Raw genomic sequence first — 15,312 nt, 5'->3', positions numbered from 1 at the left:
GGTGGCGCGGTTCCTTCGCGAGTTCATGCTGCTCTTGTCGCCTGCGAGGCGGGCGGTCTCGCGACGACGCGAGGGCCGGATTGTGGCGCCGCATGCGTGAATTCTTCTCCACTCATGCGCCCACGGCGTGGCGCAACGGCTGGTCGGGTGGAAGCATCGGAACCGGTTGCAGGAAGGGAAGATCCGATGCGCCACAGCCTGCTTGCGGTCGCTCTGTCGCTGGGCCTTGCCGGCCCGGCCCTGGCCCAGGGGACGACGCCCGGCAGCCAGCCGCCACTGCGCTGCGCGGTGGACGGTACCTTCGCGCCGCACGCCTTCCCGACCCTCCAGGGCGGTGTGCAGGGCTTCAATGTGGACCTGTTCCGCGAGGCGGCGCGCCGCATGGGGCGCGAGCTCGTGGTGGACAGCGCCAGCTTCTCCGGCCTGATCCCGGCGATGAATGCCGGGCGCTACGACTTCCTGTGCGCGCCGACCACGGCGACGGCGGAGCGCGCGGCGAACATGCTGTTCACCGAGGGCTACCTCTACACCGCCTTTCAGTTCGGCATCCGGCGCGGCTCGGCGCCGATCACGAGCCTGGACGAGCTGCGGGGCAAGGCGATCAGCGTGAACAAGGGCAGCGCCTACGACGCCTGGGCCCAGGCCAATGCGGCGCGCTACGGCTTCACCGTGCAGACCTACGACACGCAACCCGACGCGGTGCAGGCGGTCGTCTCGGGGCGGGCCTACGCGAATCTCGGCGGCAACACCGTGGTGCGCTACGCCGCGACGCGCACGCCGCAATTCGTGCCGGACTTCGTGATCCGCGAGACGCGCGCGCATTGGTCGGCGCCGCTGCCGATGGGCGCGACCGCGCTGCGCGTGCAGCTCGAGAACGCGCTGGAATGCATGAAGCGCGACGGCACGATCGCACGGCTCTCGCAGCAATGGTTCGGCTCCGCCCCGGCCGAGGACGACGCGGAGCACGTGGTCTTCCCCGGGACCGGTGTTCCCGGCCTCCCCGGCTACGACGCGACCCCGCGCGAGCCGCGGTGCTGATCCGGACTTCACCAGAGGCGGCCGGCGCTCTCTCGCGCCGGCCGAGCGGCCGAATGGCCGCCGCGCACAAACCAGCCATCCCGTCCAGCTGAACAGTGGCCTGCGCGAAGCCAAGCGGCCGGAGGCCGCGCCCGGCGTCTGAGGACACACACACGTGAGCGGCTGGGAGGGGTTCGCGTTCAGCTTCCTGAACGCGCGCGTCGCGGCCGAGTACTGGCCCAAGATCCTGGAAGGGCTCGGCGTGACGGTGGCGCTGGCCGTGCTGGTCGTGGTCAGCGGCCTGCTGCTCGGCCTCGGGCTAGCGGTGCTGCGCTGCCTGGGCGTGCGGCCACTGAACTGGGCGATCGTGTTCCTGGTCGACCTGTTCCGCGCCCTCCCGCCGCTGGTGCTGATCGTCCTGATCTACTTCGGCCTGCCGGCGGCGGGGATCGGCTTCTCGGGCTTCTGGGCCACCTGGCTGGCACTCACGCTGGTGCTGACCGCCTTCGCGGAGGAGATCTTCTGGGGCTCGATCCGCGCGGTCCCGAAGGGACAGTGGGAGGCCGGCCGCGCGCTCGGACTGCGCTTCCTGCCGATCCTCCGCCGCATCGTGCTGCCGCAGGCGATCCGCATCGCCGTCCCGCCGCTCACCAACCGCACCATCGCGATCACCAAGGGCACGGCGCTCGGGTCGGTGGTGGCGGTGTCGGAGATCCTGGGCGCGGCGCAATCGGGCATGGCCTTCTCGGGCAATCCGACGCCGCTGATGCTGGGCGCCGCCGCCTATCTCGCGCTGTTCCTCCCCGTCGTGGTCGCCGGCCGCTGGGTCGAGACGCGCTTCGCGTGGCGCCGCTGATCGGATGGCCGACTTCGCGGACGCCTTCCTGAACGCCGAGATCGCGGTCGCCGCCTGGCCGATCCTCTGGCTCGGGCTGCAGCAGACCGTGCTGCTGGCGCTGCTCGTCGTCCCGCTCGGGCTGGCGGCGGGGGTCGGATTCGCCCTGCTCTCGACGCGCAGGGAGCCCTGGCTGCGCTGGCCGCTGATGGCGATGATCGACATCTTCCGCGCGATCCCGCCGCTCGTGCTGCTGATCCTGCTCTATGCGGGCCTGCCCTTCGCCGGGCTCGACCTCGGCGCCTGGGGCGCGGTCGCGATCGCCTTCCTACTGAACACCGGCGCCTACTACGCGGAGATCCTGCGCGCAGGCATCGAGAGCGTGCCGCGGGGCCAGGCCGAGGCCGCACGCGCGCTCGGGCTGCGGCGCTGGCAGGTCTGGATCTTCGTCGTGCTGCCGCAGGCGGTGCGGAACGTGCTGCCCGACCTGCTCGGCAACACGCTGGAGGTGGTGAAGCTGACCTCGATCGCCTCGGTCGTCGCGTTGCCGGAGCTGCTCTTCCAGGCGCGCCAGGCCCAGAGCGTGACCTTCAACGCCACGCCAATCCTGGTCGCCGCGGCGGCCTATTTCCTGCTGCTTTGGCCGCTGGTGCGGCTGCTGTCGCGGCTCGAGGACCGCAAGCTCGCCGCGCAGCGATAGCCCTCAGCGGATCACGTGCACGTCGTAGATCGGCCCCTGCGGCGGCCGCTGGCCGATGGCGACGGCAAGCACCCGGTTCAGCCATTCGAGCGGCCCCGCCCCGGTCTCGAAGCGGATCGCCGTGCGCATGTAGTACTCGGCAGGGTCCACGCTCTCGCCCGCCGCCAGACGGGCCAGCACCTCCGGCGGGCCGGCGCGCAGGCCGGTGTAGGTGATCCCGACCAGTTGCCCATGATCGGCGCGCAGCACCGCGCGCACATCGAGCCGCGTGGCGCCATCCGGGCCGGTCAGCATCCAGTCTGCGCCGCCGGGCAGCACCTCGCCCCGCATCGCCGGCCCCTCGAAGCGGCCGCCGGTGATGAGCCCGACGCGACGATCGCCGAGCGGGGTCGGGCCGAGAACCGTCGGCTCCACCGTCATCTCGACCCGGAACAGGAACTCGGTGGCGAGCGGGAGCGGCACGGGCTTCACCGCTGCCGCCAGGGCAAGCCGTCGGCCTTCCAGCCGGCGACGGTCCCGCGGTGCCCTTCGGCATCCACCGGCCCCTCGAAGCCGTCGGCGACGTTGAAGGCATGCGGGAAGCCGGCCTGCTGCGCCGCCTGGCCCGCCGCGAGCGAGCGCGCGCCGGAGCGGCAGATGAAATAGAGCTTCGTCTCCGGCGTGGCGCCGGCGCGCCGCAGATGCTCGGCGAAGGCGCCATTGACCTGCATGCTGGGATAGAGCTGCCAGGGGATCAGCACCGCCTGCTTGCCGAGTTCGGCGAGATCGGGGACGCCGACGAAGTTCCATTCGGCGTCGGTGCGGCAATCCACCAGCATCGCGTTCTCCTCGCGCGCCAGCTCCTGCCAGGCCGCGCGGGGCGAGACGTCGGGCACTCCGGCCATGTTCAGATCTCCCGGATCGGCGTGTCGTTGGGGGGAAGATGGCGACCGCCGCGGGGCGGGGCAACCTCCGTCCGCGCGGGTCAGGCCGTCTCCCGGAAGATCTCGCGTCCGATCAGCAGGCGCCGGATCTCGCTGGTCCCGGCCCCGATCTCGTAGAGCTTGGCGTCGCGCAGCAGGCGGCCGGCGGGATAGTCGTTGATGTAGCCATTGCCGCCGAGGATCTGGATGGCGTCGAGCGCCGCCTTCGTCGCAGCCTCGGCTGCGAAGAGGATCGCGCCGGCGGCGTCCTTGCGGCTCGCCTTGCCGCGGTCGCAGGCCCGCGCGACGGCATAGACATAGGCCCGCGTCGCGTTCAGCGCCGTGTACATGTCGGCGACCTTGCCCTGGATGAACTGGAACTCGCCGATCGACTGCCCGAACTGCTTCCTGTCGTGGATGTAGGGCACGACGAGGTCGAGGCAGGCCTGCAGGATGCCGATGGGGCCCGCGGCCAGCACCGCGCGTTCGTAGTCGAGGCCCGACATCAGCACGCGCACGCCGCCATTCACCTGGCCGAGCACGTTCTCCTCCGGCACCTCGCAATCCTCGAAGACCAGCTCGCTGGTCGGGCTGCCGCGCATGCCGAGCTTGTCGAGCTTCTGGGCGGGGCGGAAACCCTTGAAGCCGCGCTCCACGATGAAGGCGGTGATGCCCTTCGGGCCCGCATCCGGCTCGGTCTTCGCATAGACCACCATCGTCTCGGCGTAGTGGGCGTTGGTGATCCAGAGCTTGGTGCCGTTCAGCACGTAGCGGTCGCCGCGCTTCTCGGCGCGGAGCTTCATCGAGACCACGTCGGATCCGGCGCCCGGCTCGCTCATTGCCAGCGCCCCGAGATGCTCGCCGGAGACGAGCTTCGGCAGGTAGCGGCGCTTCTGCTCCTCGGTGCCGTTGATGCGGATCTGGTTCACGCAGAGGTTGGAATGCGCGCCATAGCTCAGGCCCACGGAGGCGCTCGCCCGGCTCACCTCCTCCATGGCGACGGTGTGGGCGAGGTAGCCCATGTCGGAGCCGCCATACTCCTCCGGCACGGTGATGCCATGCAGGCCAAGCGCGCCCATCTCCGGCCAGAGGTGGCGCGGGAACTCGTCGGTGCGGTCGATCTCGGCGGCGATGGGCGCGATACGCTCATCGGCGAAGGCGCGGACGCTGTCGCGCAAAGCGTCGATCTCGTCGCCGAGCTCGTGGTCGAGCATGGGCATCTGGTTCGCGGCCATCGGCTCTACTCCCGGGCGAGTTGGCGTCGAAGCACGCCTCGCATGATCTTGCCCGTCGCGGTCAGCGGCAGGCTGTCGGCGAACTCAACCTGTCGCGGGTAGGCGTGGGCGGCAAGGCGCGTGCGGACGAAGTCCTGGATCCCGGCCGCGAGAGTGGCGTCCGGCGTGACTCCCGGCTTCGGGACGATCACGGCCGTCACGCGCTCCGTCCGCAGCGGGTCGGGCAGGCCAATCACCGCGGCCATCGCGACAGCTGGATGGCGGAGCAGGCAGTCCTCCACCTCGCCGGGCCCGATGCGGTAGCCGGCCGAGGTGATCACGTCGTCGTCACGGCCGAGGAAGTTCAGGTAGCCCTCCTCGTCCGTGAGGCCGCGGTCCCCGGTGAGCAGCCAGTCGCCCCGGAACTTCTCGCGCGTGGCCTCCGGCTTGTTCCAGTAGCCGAGGAACATGACGGGGTCCGGCGCACGGATCGCGATCGCGCCTTCCGTGCCGGGCGGCACGGGGGCGCCGTCGGCGCCGAGGATCGCGACCTCGTGGCCCGGCACGGCGCGGCCCATGCTGCCGGGCTTCACCGGGAAGAGGGCGGCGCTGTTGGAGACCACCAGGTTGCACTCGGTCTGGCCGTAGAACTCGTTGATCGTCAGGCCGAAGGCAGAGCGGCCCCAGTCCAGCACCTCGGCGCCGAGCGTCTCGCCGCCCGAGCCGAGGCTGCGCAGGCGGTGGCCGAAGCGCGCGGGATCGGGCACGGCGCGCAGCATCTTGAGCGCGGTCGGCGGCAGGAAGGCGTTGCGCACGCCGTGGTCGGCCATCAGGCGAAAGGCGAATTCCGGGTCGAATTTCGCCATGCGATGCGCAAGCACGGGGACGCCGTGGAACAACGACGGCAGCAGCACGTCGAGCAGGCCGCCGATCCAGGCCCAGTCGGCGGGCGTCCAGAACAGGTCGCCCGGCTGCGGGAAGCGCTCCTGCGGCAGCTCGACGCCCGGAAGGTGGCCGCGCAGCACGCGGTGGCCGTGCAGCGCGCCCTTCGGGCTGCCCGTGGTGCCGGAGGTGTAGATGATCAGCGCCGGATCGTCCGGGCCGGTCGCGGCGCAGGCGTGGCTGTCCTTCGCGCGCGCCATCCCGGCGCCGAGGTCGAGCGCGCCGCCGCCGCCACCGACGGCCAGCACGCAACGCAGCGCCGGCAGCTGGTCGCGGATGGCGGCGATCTTCTCGAGGCCCGCCGCGTCGGTGAGCAGCGCAGCGGCGCCACAATCCGCCAGCCGGTACTCCAGCGCGTCCTCGCCGAACAGGAGAAACAGCGGCACGGCGATCGCGCCGATGCGGTAGGCGGCGAGATGGGCGACCGCAGCCTCGGGCGATTGCGGCAGCAGCACGCCGATGCGGTCGCCGCGCGCGATGCCCTGCGCCTCGAGCAGATTGGCGAGCCGGCACGTCCGCCGGTGCAACTCGTCGAAGGAGATCCGCTCGACGCCGTCCTCGCGGAGATGCATCAGCGCGGTCCGGCCCGAGCCCACCCAGCGCTCGCAGGCCTCCTGCGCGATGTTGCAGCGCGCGGGGATGTCCCAGCGGAAGCGCGCGCGGACCTCGTCGTAGCTGTCCCCAGGCGGGAGCAGCGCCGTGCTCACCCCCGCCTGTCCTCGATGACCTTGCCGTCGTTCGGCAGAGCGCCCGGCTCCTCCAGCCGCACCTCACCACGCAGGCGCGTGATGCCCTGCAGCGACGCGGCCAGGCTTTCGACCAGGGCCGCGTCGCGCACCGGCGTCTCGACATGCAGCGCCATGGTGTCGCGGCCCTCGGCGCTGCCGACCACGAGCCGCGCGCGGCCGAGGCCGGGATGGGCGCGCAGCACCTCGGCGACCTGCTCGGGACGCACGAAGAGGCCGCGCACCTTGGTCGCCTGGTCGGCGCGGCCCATCCAGCCCTTGATCCGCATATTGGTGCGGCCGCAGGGCGAGGGCCCGGGCAGGATCGCGGAGAGGTCGCCGGTGGCGAAGCGGATCAGCGGGTCGGGGCTGTCGAGCGTGGTCACGAGCACCTCGCCCGCCTCGCCTTCCGGCACGGGATCGCCGGTGCCGGGGCGGACGATCTCGACCAGCACGCCCTCGTCGACGATCAGCCCCTCGCGGGCCTCGGATTCATAGGCGATCAGGCCGAGATCGGCGGTGCCGTAGCTCTGCAGCACGGTCAGGCCGCGTTCGGCGTAGAAGCTACGCAGCGCGGGCAGGTAGGCCCCGCCGGTGACGTGGCCGATCCGGAAGCTGGACAGGTCGAGCCCGAGCGCGTCGCCCGCCTCCAGGATCGCCTTCAGGTAATCGGGCGTGCCGGCGTAGCAGACGGGGCGCAGATGCGCGGCGGCCCGGGCCTGCGCCTCGGTGTTGCCGGGGCCCGCCGGGAAGACGGGACAGCCGAGGGCGCGCGCCCCGCTCTCCAGCATCATCCCCGCCGGCGTGAAGTGGTAGGCGAAGCAGTTGTGCAGAAGCATGCCCCGGCGCAGCCCCGTGGCATGCAGCGCGCGGGCGAAGCGCCACGGGTCGGCACCATCCGCCTGGGCCTCGTAAATCGGGCCGGGCGAGGCGAAAATGCGGGACAGGTCGCGCAGCGGCGTCACGTTGAAGCCGCCAAGCGGCGGGGTCTCCGCCTGCAGGCGGATCAGCTCGGATTTGCGCGTGACCGGGAGGTGGGACAGCACCTCGAGATCCACCACGCCCTCAGGGTGCACGTCGTGCAGCAAGTCGTGATAGGCGGGCGAGAGCTGCGCCCGCGCGACCGCGGCCGGTAGCTGGACGGAGAGCGCGGCAGCGCGGGCCGAGGCGCTGCGGGTCTCAAGCCCGTCGTGGAAGTCGGTCACAGCCAGCGCTTCCGTCGCTTGAACGACTTCAGGTTGCGGAAGGACTTCCGCTCGGCGCCATGGCCGCCGAGGTAGAATTCCTTCACGTCCTCGTTGTTCGCCAGAGCTTCCGCCGTGCCGTCCAGCACGACCTTGCCCTGTTCCATGACGTAGCCGAAGGAGGCGACGGAGAGCGCCATGCGCGCATTCTGCTCGACCAGCAGGATGGTGATGCCGAGCTCCTCGTTCAGGCGGCGGATGATGCCGAAGACCTCCTTCACCAGCAGCGGCGAGAGGCCCATGGAGGGCTCGTCCATCAGGATCAGCTTCGGACGCGCCATCAGCGCCCGGCCGATGGCGAGCATCTGCTGCTCCCCGCCCGAGAGATAGCCGGCGAGGCCGGTGCGTTCCTTGAGACGCGGGAAATAGGCGTAGACCATCTCGATGTCGCGCTTCACGTCGCCGTCGCTGCGCGTGAAGGCGCCGAGGCGCAGGTTCTCCAGGCAGGTCATGTCGGCGACGATCCGCCGGCCTTCCATCACCTGGAAGATGCCCTTGCGGACGATCTGATGCGCCTCGACGCCGTTGATGCGCTCTCCCGCGAAGCGGATGTCGCCGCGGGTGACCTCGCCCTCCTCGGTCTTGAGGAGACCGGAGATGGCCTTGAGGGTGGTGGACTTGCCCGCGCCGTTGGCGCCGAGCAGGGCGACGATCTTCCCCTTGGGAACTGCGAGCGAGAGGCCGCGCAGCACGAGGATGACGTCGTTGTAGACGACCTCGATGTTGTTGACCTCGAGCAGCGGCTCCTCCGCCGGGGGCGGAGGAGCCTTGCGGTCGAGGGTCGGCGCCTCGCTCACCAGCCGAGCCAGTCGCGACGCCGCTCGAGCTCGACCGTGGTGACCGGCTCGAGGCGCATGGTGCCGGCGCGCATCAGCTCATCGACGCTGCCCTGCGCGGTGTTGCCGGTGACGACGGAGCGGTACAGCTGCACGCGCAGCGTCCCGCGGTGATCCTCGGGGGTGAAGGTCGAGGGGTTGCAGACGCCTTCGAAGCCACGCGGCACCCAGTTCTGACGCGCGTAGAAGCCCTCGCGGATCCGCTCGCCGGTGACCTGGCCGCCATTCGCGGCCGCGTGCTCCATCGCCTCCACCATCAGCATCGCGCTGCAGATGCCGGCCAGGTAGTGCACCGGGCGATAGGCGTTGCCCGAGCTGTCCGAGGTGCGCGAGATGGCGCGGACGTTCTGCATGCCCGGCGCGTCCTGGCCCCAGACGGAGGCGGTGCGGACCGGGAAGACGACGCCGTTCGCGGCGGTGCCGGCGGCCTTCATCGCGTTCTCGTCCATGCCCCAGACATTGCCGAGGAACTGCACCTGCACGCCGGCCGTCTGGCAGGCGCGCAGGACCGAGATGTTCGACCCCGCGGTGTTGCCGAGATAGGCGTAGTTGGCGCCCTGCTGGCGCAGCGTCAGGCATTGCGCGGTGTAGTCGCCGGGCGTCAGCGCGAACTGGATGGCCGGCAGCACCTCGAAGCCGAGCTCGCGCGCCAGCGTCTCGCCGGCTTCCTTCGGCGAGTTCGGATAGGGATGGTTGGCGCCCATATGCACGTAGCGCGGACGGCCCTGCTGGCCGCGCGCCTGCCAGTCGCGCTGCGCCCAGATCAGCATCGCGCGCAGCGCGTCGGAGTAGGACGGGCCGTAGAAGAAGTTGAAGGGCGCCGCTTCGACGCCCGGGCGGCCGGACCTGCCGGCCGCATCGGTCAGCGCGGCGGAGTAGGAGCCGGAGATATAGGGGATACGGTCGCGGGTGACGAAGCGGATCAGCGCCTCGGTGTCCACGGTGCCCCAGCCCTGGATCGCGACAACGCGGTCGCGCGACCAGGCCTGGTACTGGCTGATGGCGCGCGGCGCCTGGTAGCCGTAGTCGAAGCCCGAGACGTTGAGCTGGCGCCCGGCGATGCCGTTGCGCGACTGGTTCACCCAGTTCAGCGCGTCGCGCACGCCCTCGCCATAGGGCACGCCGACGTCGGAGGTGGGCCCCGAATTGTCCATCAGATGGCCGACCGGGATGCGCTGCTGCGCGCTGGCCGGCAGCGCGATGGCCAGCGCGCCCACGGCGGCCAGCAGGGTCTTGCGTGTGATCATCTCTTGTCGTCCTCCCCTGTTGTTCAATGCGAGTACGGGTAGAGCTTCCAATACGCCTTGATCAGGCGCCAGCGCCGCGCGAGGCCGTCCGGCTCGAAGATCAGGAACAGGATGATGGCCGCGCCCAGCGCCATCTCGCGCAGGTAGTTGATCGAGGTGCCGAGCTTGAGCGCGCGATCGATGGCGCCGCCCGAGAGCGCATCCGCCAGCCCTTGGACGACCTCCGGCAGCAGCACCATGAACGCCGCCCCCATCAGGCTGCCCATCACGCTGCCGAGCCCGCCGATGATCACCATCCCGAGGAACTGGATGGAGAAGAGGATGTTGAACGCCTCCACGCTGACGAACATCAGGTAGTGCGCGTAGAGCGCGCCGCCGATGCCGGCGTAGAGCGAGGAGATCGCGAAGCTCAGCGTGCGGTAATAGGCCAGGTTGATGCCCATGATCTCGGCCGAGAGGTAGTGGTCGCGCACTGCGACCAGCGCCCGCCCGTCGCGGGTGCGCATCAGGTTCGCGGCGCCGACGAACATCACCACCACGAAGAACAGCACGACGTAGAAGTAGCTCTCCTCCCGATCGAAGGCGTAGCCGAAGAGCACCAGCGGCTCGGTGATGCGGCCGGCGACGCCGCCGGTGAACCAGCGGGCGCGGGCGAAGAAATCCTCCAGGATGAACTGCGCCGCGAGCGTCGCGATGGCGAGATAGAGGCCCTTCAGCCGCGCGGCCGGCGCACCGAAGACCAGACCGACGAAGGCGGTGATGACGCCGGCGAGCGGGATGCAGGCCCAGACCGGGATGTGGAAGGCCTCGTGCAGCCAGGCGGAGGCGAAGGCGCCGACCCCGAAGAAGGCCGCATGGCCGATCGAGATCTGGCCGGTGAAGCCGACCAGGATGTTGAGGCCGAGGGCGGCGATGCCGAGGATGCCGATGTTGATCATCAGCGACAGCTCCCACCGCCCGAGCAGCAGCGGGCAGAGGCAGAGCAGCGCGATGCCGAGGATCATCGCGATGCGGCTGTTGCGCGTCGGGAAGATCGTCGTGTCGGCGGCGTAGGTGGTGCGGTAGTCGCCGGCCGGGTGCAGGGAGACGGTGGCCATCAGACGCGCTCGATGTTCTTCGTGCCGAACAGCCCGTAGGGCTTCAGCATCAGGATCAGCACCAGCGCGTAGAAGGGCGCGATCTGGAACATGTTGCCCCAGTTCAGCCACTGGCTGTCGACGTAGTGGGCCCAGTTCTCCAGCAGCCCGATGATGATGCCGCCCAGCACCGCGCCGAGGATGGAATCGAGCCCGCCCAGGATCACCGCCGGGAAGACCTTGATCCCGTAGAAGGAGAGCGCCGAGGAGACGCCGTTCACCACGCCGACCACGACGCCGGCGACCGCGGACACCACTGCCGAGATCGCCCAGGACATCGCGAAGACCTTGGGCACGGAGACGCCGAGCGACTGCGCGACCTGCTGGTCGAAGGCGGTCGCCCGCATCGCCAGCCCGTGCTTCGAGGAGGTGAAGAACCAGGCAAAGGCCAGCATGATGAGCAGCGAGATGCCGAGCGACAGCAGGTAGACCGTCTGTACCTCCAGCCCCAGGACCTGCACGCGCTCCACCGGAAAGATCGGCGGGAAGGGCTTGGCGAAGACGCCGAAGATCCACTTCATCAGCGCCTGGAAGAAGATGCCGAGGCCAATGGTCGCCATGATCACGCTGATCACCGGCTCGCCGATCAGCGGCCGCAGCACGACGACCTGCAGCACGAGGCCGAACAGCGTCATGAACACCAGCGTGAACAGGAAGCCCGCCCAGAAGGGCAGCTGCCAATCCACCAGGAACCACCAGCAGACCCAGGCGCCGACCAGCAGGAACTCGCCCTGGGCGAAGTTCACCACCTGGGATGCCTTGTAGATCAGCACGAAGCTCATCGCGACGACGCCGTAGAGCGTGCCGACGATCAGCCCGTTCAGCGTGAGCTGCACCAGCAGGTTCAGGTCCATACGCGCGCCCTTCCCTACTCGGCCGCCAGCGCGGGACGCGCGGCATCCATCCGCGCCACCGTGAGCGTGGTGCGGATGCGCTGCTTCGTGCCGTCCTGGAAGGTGATGGTCGTGTCCACCGGGATGGCCGGGTCGCCGCGGTAGATCGCCTCGATGATGTCGCCGTATTTCTGGGCGATGACGCCGCGGCGCACCTTACGGGTGCGGGTCAGCTCCTCGTCGTCGGCGTCGAGCTCCTTGTAGAGCAGGACGAATTCACGGAGCTGCTGGGCCGGCGGGAGCGTCGCGTTGACCTTCGCGACCTCGGCGCGCAGCAGGTCGAGCACTTGCGGCCTCGCGGAGAGGTCGGAGTAGGTGGTGAAGGCGATGCGGTTGCGCTCCGCCCATTTGCTCACGATCGGGAAGCGGATGCAGATCATCGCCGCGAGGTGCGGCTTGCCTGCGCCGAGCACGACGGCCTCCGCCACATAGGGGCTGAATTTCAGCTTGTTCTCGATGTATTGCGGGCTGAAGCGGTCGCCGCCGGTGGTCTCGGCGATGTCCTTGATCCGGTCGATCACGACGAGCCGGCCATCCGGGCGGCGGTAGCCCGCGTCGCCCGTGTGCAGCCAGCCCTCGCGCAGGTCCGGGTTGTCGTTCACGCCGAGATAGCCGCTGAACATGTTCGGATGGCGCGTCACGATCTCGCCGACGCCGTTCGGGTCGGGCTGATCGATGCGGAGCTCGATCGTCTCGTCGAACTCCACGCCGACGCTGTCGAAATCCACCTCGCCCGCGCGGTGCAGCGTGTAGGCGCCGAGCAGCTCCGTCTGGCCGTAGAGCTGCCGCAGCGGGACGCCCATGGCCTGGAAGAATCGGAAGGTGTCGGGGCCGAGCGCCGCGCCGCCGGTGGCCGCCGAGGTCAGGCGCGAGAAGCCGAGCCGGTCGCGGAGCGCGCGGAACAGCAGCATGTCGGCCGGTGACGAGCGTTGCCCCTTGTCCACCGCCTCGAGGCCCATCCGCATGCCGAGGTCGTACATGCGGCGCTTGAAGGGCGAGGCGTCCATCACCTTCGCGCGCACCTCGGCCGCGAGCGCTTCCCAGACACGCGGGGCGAAGAGGACGAAGGTCGGGCCGATCTCGCGGAAATCGGCCATCATCGTCTCGGGCTCCTCGACGAAGTTGACCTTCATGCGGGAGATCAGGCCCCAGCCGAGGACGTAGATCTGCTCCATGATCCAGGGCAGCGGCAGGACCGAGACGTATTCGTCCTGTGGCCCCTTCGGATCGGCCTTGAGATAGGCGCGGCAGTGCCGGACCAGCGCGCCCGAGGTCAGCATCGCGAGCTTCGGGCGCGCCGTGGTGCCGGAGGTGGTGCAGAGGATCGCGATGTCCTCCGCCTGCGTCGCGGCCACCATCTCCTCGTAGAGGCGCGGCTGCGCGAGCCCGTGCTCGAGCCCCTGCTTGATCAGGGTTTCCAACGGCAGCAGGCGCGGATCGCTGTACTTCCGCATGCCGCGCGGATCGGCATAGACGATGTGCTCGAGCGTCGGCACGCGGTCCGAGATGTTGAGCAGCTTGTCGACCTGCTCCTCGTCCTCGGCCAGCACGATCTTGGCGCCGGCGAAGGCCAGGAGATAGGCGACCTCATCGTCGAGGGCGTCGCGGTAGATGCCAAGGGAACGCGCGCGCACCGCATGCGCCGCGATCTCGCCCATCACCCATTCGGGACGGTTGTCGCCGATCAGCCCGACGACGTCGCCCTCACCAATGCCGAGGCGGGCGAGGCCGAGCGCGATGGCGCGGGTTCGCTCTTGGTACTCCGCCCAGGTCAGGCTGCGCCAGATGCCGAACTGCTTCTCCCGGAGCGCCACCTCGCCGCCGTGATGCGCGGCGTTGTGCGCGAGCAGCTTCGGGAGCGTGTCGAGATCGGCGCTCACACGGTTTCCTCCGCCGGCTGCGTCACCTCGTCCGCCTCGCCGAGATAGGCGCGGCGCACATGCGGGTCGGCCAGCACCTCTTCCGGTCGCCCCTCCGCGATCTTGCGGCCGAAATCAAGCACCATCACGCGGTGGCTGATGTCCATCACCACGCCCATGTCGTGCTCGATCATCAGCACGGTCATGCCCCACTCCTCGTTCAGGTCCACGATGAAGCGGGCCATGTCCTCCTTCTCCTCGAGGTTCATGCCCGCCATCGGCTCATCCAGCAGGATCAGCTTCGGCTTCACCGCCATGGCACGCGCCAGTTCGACGCGCTTGCGCAGCCCGTAAGGCAGCGTGCCGGCAGGAGCCTTGCGGACATGCTGGATCTCGAGGAAGTCGATGATCTCCTCGACCTCGCGGCGGTGCTCCAGTTCTTCCCGCTGCGCGCCGCCGATCCAGTACAGCATGCCGCGCAGGAAGCCGGCCTTCAGCAGGTGGTGCCGGCCGACCATGATGTTGTCGAGCACGCTCATGTGCCCGAACAGCGCCAGGTTCTGGAAGGTGCGGCCGATGCCGAGCGAGGCGCGGCGGTTGGGCCCGAGGCGCGTGATGTCCTGCCCCTCGAAGGTGACGCGCCCCTCGGTCGGCCGGTAGCGGCCGGAGACGCAGTTCACCATGGAGGTCTTGCCGGCTCCGTTCGGGCCGATGATCGAGAAGATCTCGCCTGGCCGAACCTCGAAGGAGACGTCGGTCAGCGCCCGCACGCCACCGAAGCGCAGGCTGACATGCTCGGCCGCGAGGATCGGCGCCTCTGCCACCCGGACGTGCTCCCTTCGACGTGTTCCTCGTCTTGGGAGAAAGTCTAGCTGTGCATCGCGCGCGGCGGCAACCCGCCGCGTCTCACCCCCCGCGCTCGGCCCGCAACCGGATCGCCAGGGGCGGGTCGTCGCTGGCGAAGATGTCCACGCGAAGATCGAGCATGCGCCGGATCGAGGCCTCGTGGTTGGCGCCCCAGGTGCCGATTCCGAGGCCCGCAGCGCGCAGCCGCCCGACCAGCGCTGCGTCCAGCACGCTTTCATGCATGCCGATCTCCGCGAAGCCGCGCGCGCGCGCCACCTCGATGACGGCATCGAGCCCGAGGTCGGTGAGCGTCGGGATCTCCACCAGCCAGGCGACGCCTGCGAGGCCGCCGGCTGCCTGCGCCTCTGCCATCGTCTCGGCGTTGAACCCGATGATCCAGCTGCGCTCCCGCTGCCGCGCCGCGTCCAGCAGCGCGAGGGTCCGGCGCACGATGCCCGGATAGGGCCGGCGAGCGCCGTCCCCCTTGATCTCGATCCGCGGCGCAACGGGGCTCGCGCCCAGGATGGCGAGATACTCGGCGAGCGTCGGCGGTGCCTCGCCCGCGGTTCCGCGCACTCGCGTCTGGCGGAACTCGGCCGCGGTCCTCGCCGCCACTGGACCCGTGGCATCGGTGGTGCGGTCGAGCGTCGCGTCGTGCATCACGACGACCTCGCCATCGGCCGTCATGTGCACGTCGCACTCCGCCTGCTCCAGCGCGAGGCCGGCAGCTTCCCGGAAGGCGAGCGCGCTGTTCTCGGGCCAGAGGAAAAGGCCGCCGCGATGCGCGGCGATCAATGTTGCGTGCGTCATGCGCGCCATGGTGGCGCCGCGGCGGCGGCGAATCCAGACCGGGACGGAACCGTTGCCGTATCCGTGCGCTCTGCCTCCCGCCGGGGGGTGTGAGCCACGCCGCGGC

15 protein-coding genes are annotated in these 15,312 nt (G+C 70.0%); 3 read left to right on the top strand and 12 right to left on the bottom strand.

Going from position 1 to position 15,312, the window contains the following annotated elements; all coding sequences use genetic code 11:
- Window positions 1-186: 186 nt before the first annotated feature.
- The 3 genes from L2I40_RS00600 (at window position 187) to L2I40_RS00590 (ending at window position 2,552) form a co-directional block, all read left to right on the top strand.
- A complete protein-coding gene (locus L2I40_RS00600) occupies window positions 187-1,038 on the top strand; it encodes a transporter substrate-binding domain-containing protein (RefSeq protein ID WP_237212910.1) in 852 nt (283 codons plus the stop codon).
- 154 nt (window positions 1,039-1,192) lie between these two features.
- Entirely contained in the window at window positions 1,193-1,873 is a 681-nt protein-coding gene (locus L2I40_RS00595) for an amino acid ABC transporter permease (RefSeq protein ID WP_237212909.1), read from the top strand.
- A gap of 4 nt (window positions 1,874-1,877) precedes the next feature.
- Complete coding sequence (locus tag L2I40_RS00590) at window positions 1,878-2,552, top strand: amino acid ABC transporter permease (protein WP_237212908.1); 675 nt, start codon at window positions 1,878-1,880, stop codon at window positions 2,550-2,552.
- Window positions 2,553-2,555: 3 nt separating this feature from the next.
- Here L2I40_RS00590 and L2I40_RS00585 read toward each other — a convergent pair whose 3' ends face one another.
- From L2I40_RS00585 to L2I40_RS00530, 12 genes are all read right to left on the bottom strand, one after another.
- Window positions 2,556-3,014 carry a DUF3237 domain-containing protein gene (locus L2I40_RS00585; protein ID WP_237212907.1) on the bottom strand — a complete coding sequence of 153 codons (459 nt, stop codon included), beginning with the start codon at window positions 3,012-3,014 and terminating at the stop codon, window positions 2,556-2,558.
- Between the two features lie 5 nt (window positions 3,015-3,019).
- On the bottom strand, window positions 3,020-3,436 hold the full coding sequence (locus L2I40_RS00580) for a rhodanese-like domain-containing protein (protein ID WP_237212906.1): 417 nt from the start codon (window positions 3,434-3,436) through the stop codon (window positions 3,020-3,022).
- A gap of 80 nt (window positions 3,437-3,516) precedes the next feature.
- Entirely contained in the window at window positions 3,517-4,689 is a 1,173-nt protein-coding gene (locus L2I40_RS00575; protein ID WP_237212905.1) for an isovaleryl-CoA dehydrogenase, read from the bottom strand.
- 5 nt (window positions 4,690-4,694) lie between these two features.
- On the bottom strand, window positions 4,695-6,317 hold the full coding sequence (locus L2I40_RS00570) for an acyl-CoA synthetase (RefSeq protein ID WP_456305720.1): 1,623 nt from the start codon (window positions 6,315-6,317) through the stop codon (window positions 4,695-4,697).
- On the bottom strand, window positions 6,314-7,540 hold the full coding sequence (locus tag L2I40_RS00565) for a phenylacetate--CoA ligase family protein (protein WP_237212904.1): 1,227 nt from the start codon (window positions 7,538-7,540) through the stop codon (window positions 6,314-6,316). The genes L2I40_RS00570 and L2I40_RS00565 overlap by 4 nt, the downstream gene beginning before the upstream one ends.
- Window positions 7,537-8,376, bottom strand: coding sequence for an ABC transporter ATP-binding protein (locus L2I40_RS00560; RefSeq protein WP_237212903.1), 840 nt, complete (start codon window positions 8,374-8,376; stop codon window positions 7,537-7,539). Before L2I40_RS00560 ends, L2I40_RS00565 begins: the two co-directional genes overlap by 4 nt.
- Complete coding sequence (locus L2I40_RS00555; RefSeq protein ID WP_237212902.1) at window positions 8,373-9,662, bottom strand: ABC transporter substrate-binding protein; 1,290 nt, start codon at window positions 9,660-9,662, stop codon at window positions 8,373-8,375. The genes L2I40_RS00560 and L2I40_RS00555 overlap by 4 nt, the downstream gene beginning before the upstream one ends.
- 23 nt (window positions 9,663-9,685) lie before the next feature.
- Window positions 9,686-10,759, bottom strand: a complete 1,074-nt coding sequence (locus tag L2I40_RS00550) for a branched-chain amino acid ABC transporter permease (RefSeq protein ID WP_237212901.1) — start codon at window positions 10,757-10,759, stop codon at window positions 9,686-9,688.
- The gene (locus tag L2I40_RS00545; protein WP_237212900.1) at window positions 10,759-11,652 is read right to left on the bottom strand and encodes a branched-chain amino acid ABC transporter permease; all 894 of its coding nucleotides are present in this window, start codon (window positions 11,650-11,652) and stop codon (window positions 10,759-10,761) included. The genes L2I40_RS00550 and L2I40_RS00545 overlap by 1 nt, the downstream gene beginning before the upstream one ends.
- Window positions 11,653-11,666: 14 nt before the next feature.
- Window positions 11,667-13,571, bottom strand: a complete 1,905-nt coding sequence (locus L2I40_RS00540) for an AMP-binding protein (RefSeq protein WP_237212899.1) — start codon at window positions 13,569-13,571, stop codon at window positions 11,667-11,669.
- Entirely contained in the window at window positions 13,568-14,374 is an 807-nt protein-coding gene (locus L2I40_RS00535; protein WP_237212898.1) for an ABC transporter ATP-binding protein, read from the bottom strand. Before L2I40_RS00535 ends, L2I40_RS00540 begins: the two co-directional genes overlap by 4 nt.
- An 82-nt stretch (window positions 14,375-14,456) precedes the next feature.
- Window positions 14,457-15,206, bottom strand: coding sequence for a glycerophosphodiester phosphodiesterase (locus L2I40_RS00530; RefSeq protein ID WP_237212897.1), 750 nt, complete (start codon window positions 15,204-15,206; stop codon window positions 14,457-14,459).
- Between the last annotated feature and the right edge of the window lie 106 nt (window positions 15,207-15,312).

Source organism: Falsiroseomonas oryziterrae (assembly GCF_021864505.1).
Lineage (GTDB): Bacteria > Pseudomonadota > Alphaproteobacteria > Acetobacterales > Acetobacteraceae > Falsiroseomonas > Falsiroseomonas oryziterrae.
This window is presented reverse-complemented; position numbering and strand designations above follow the sequence as displayed.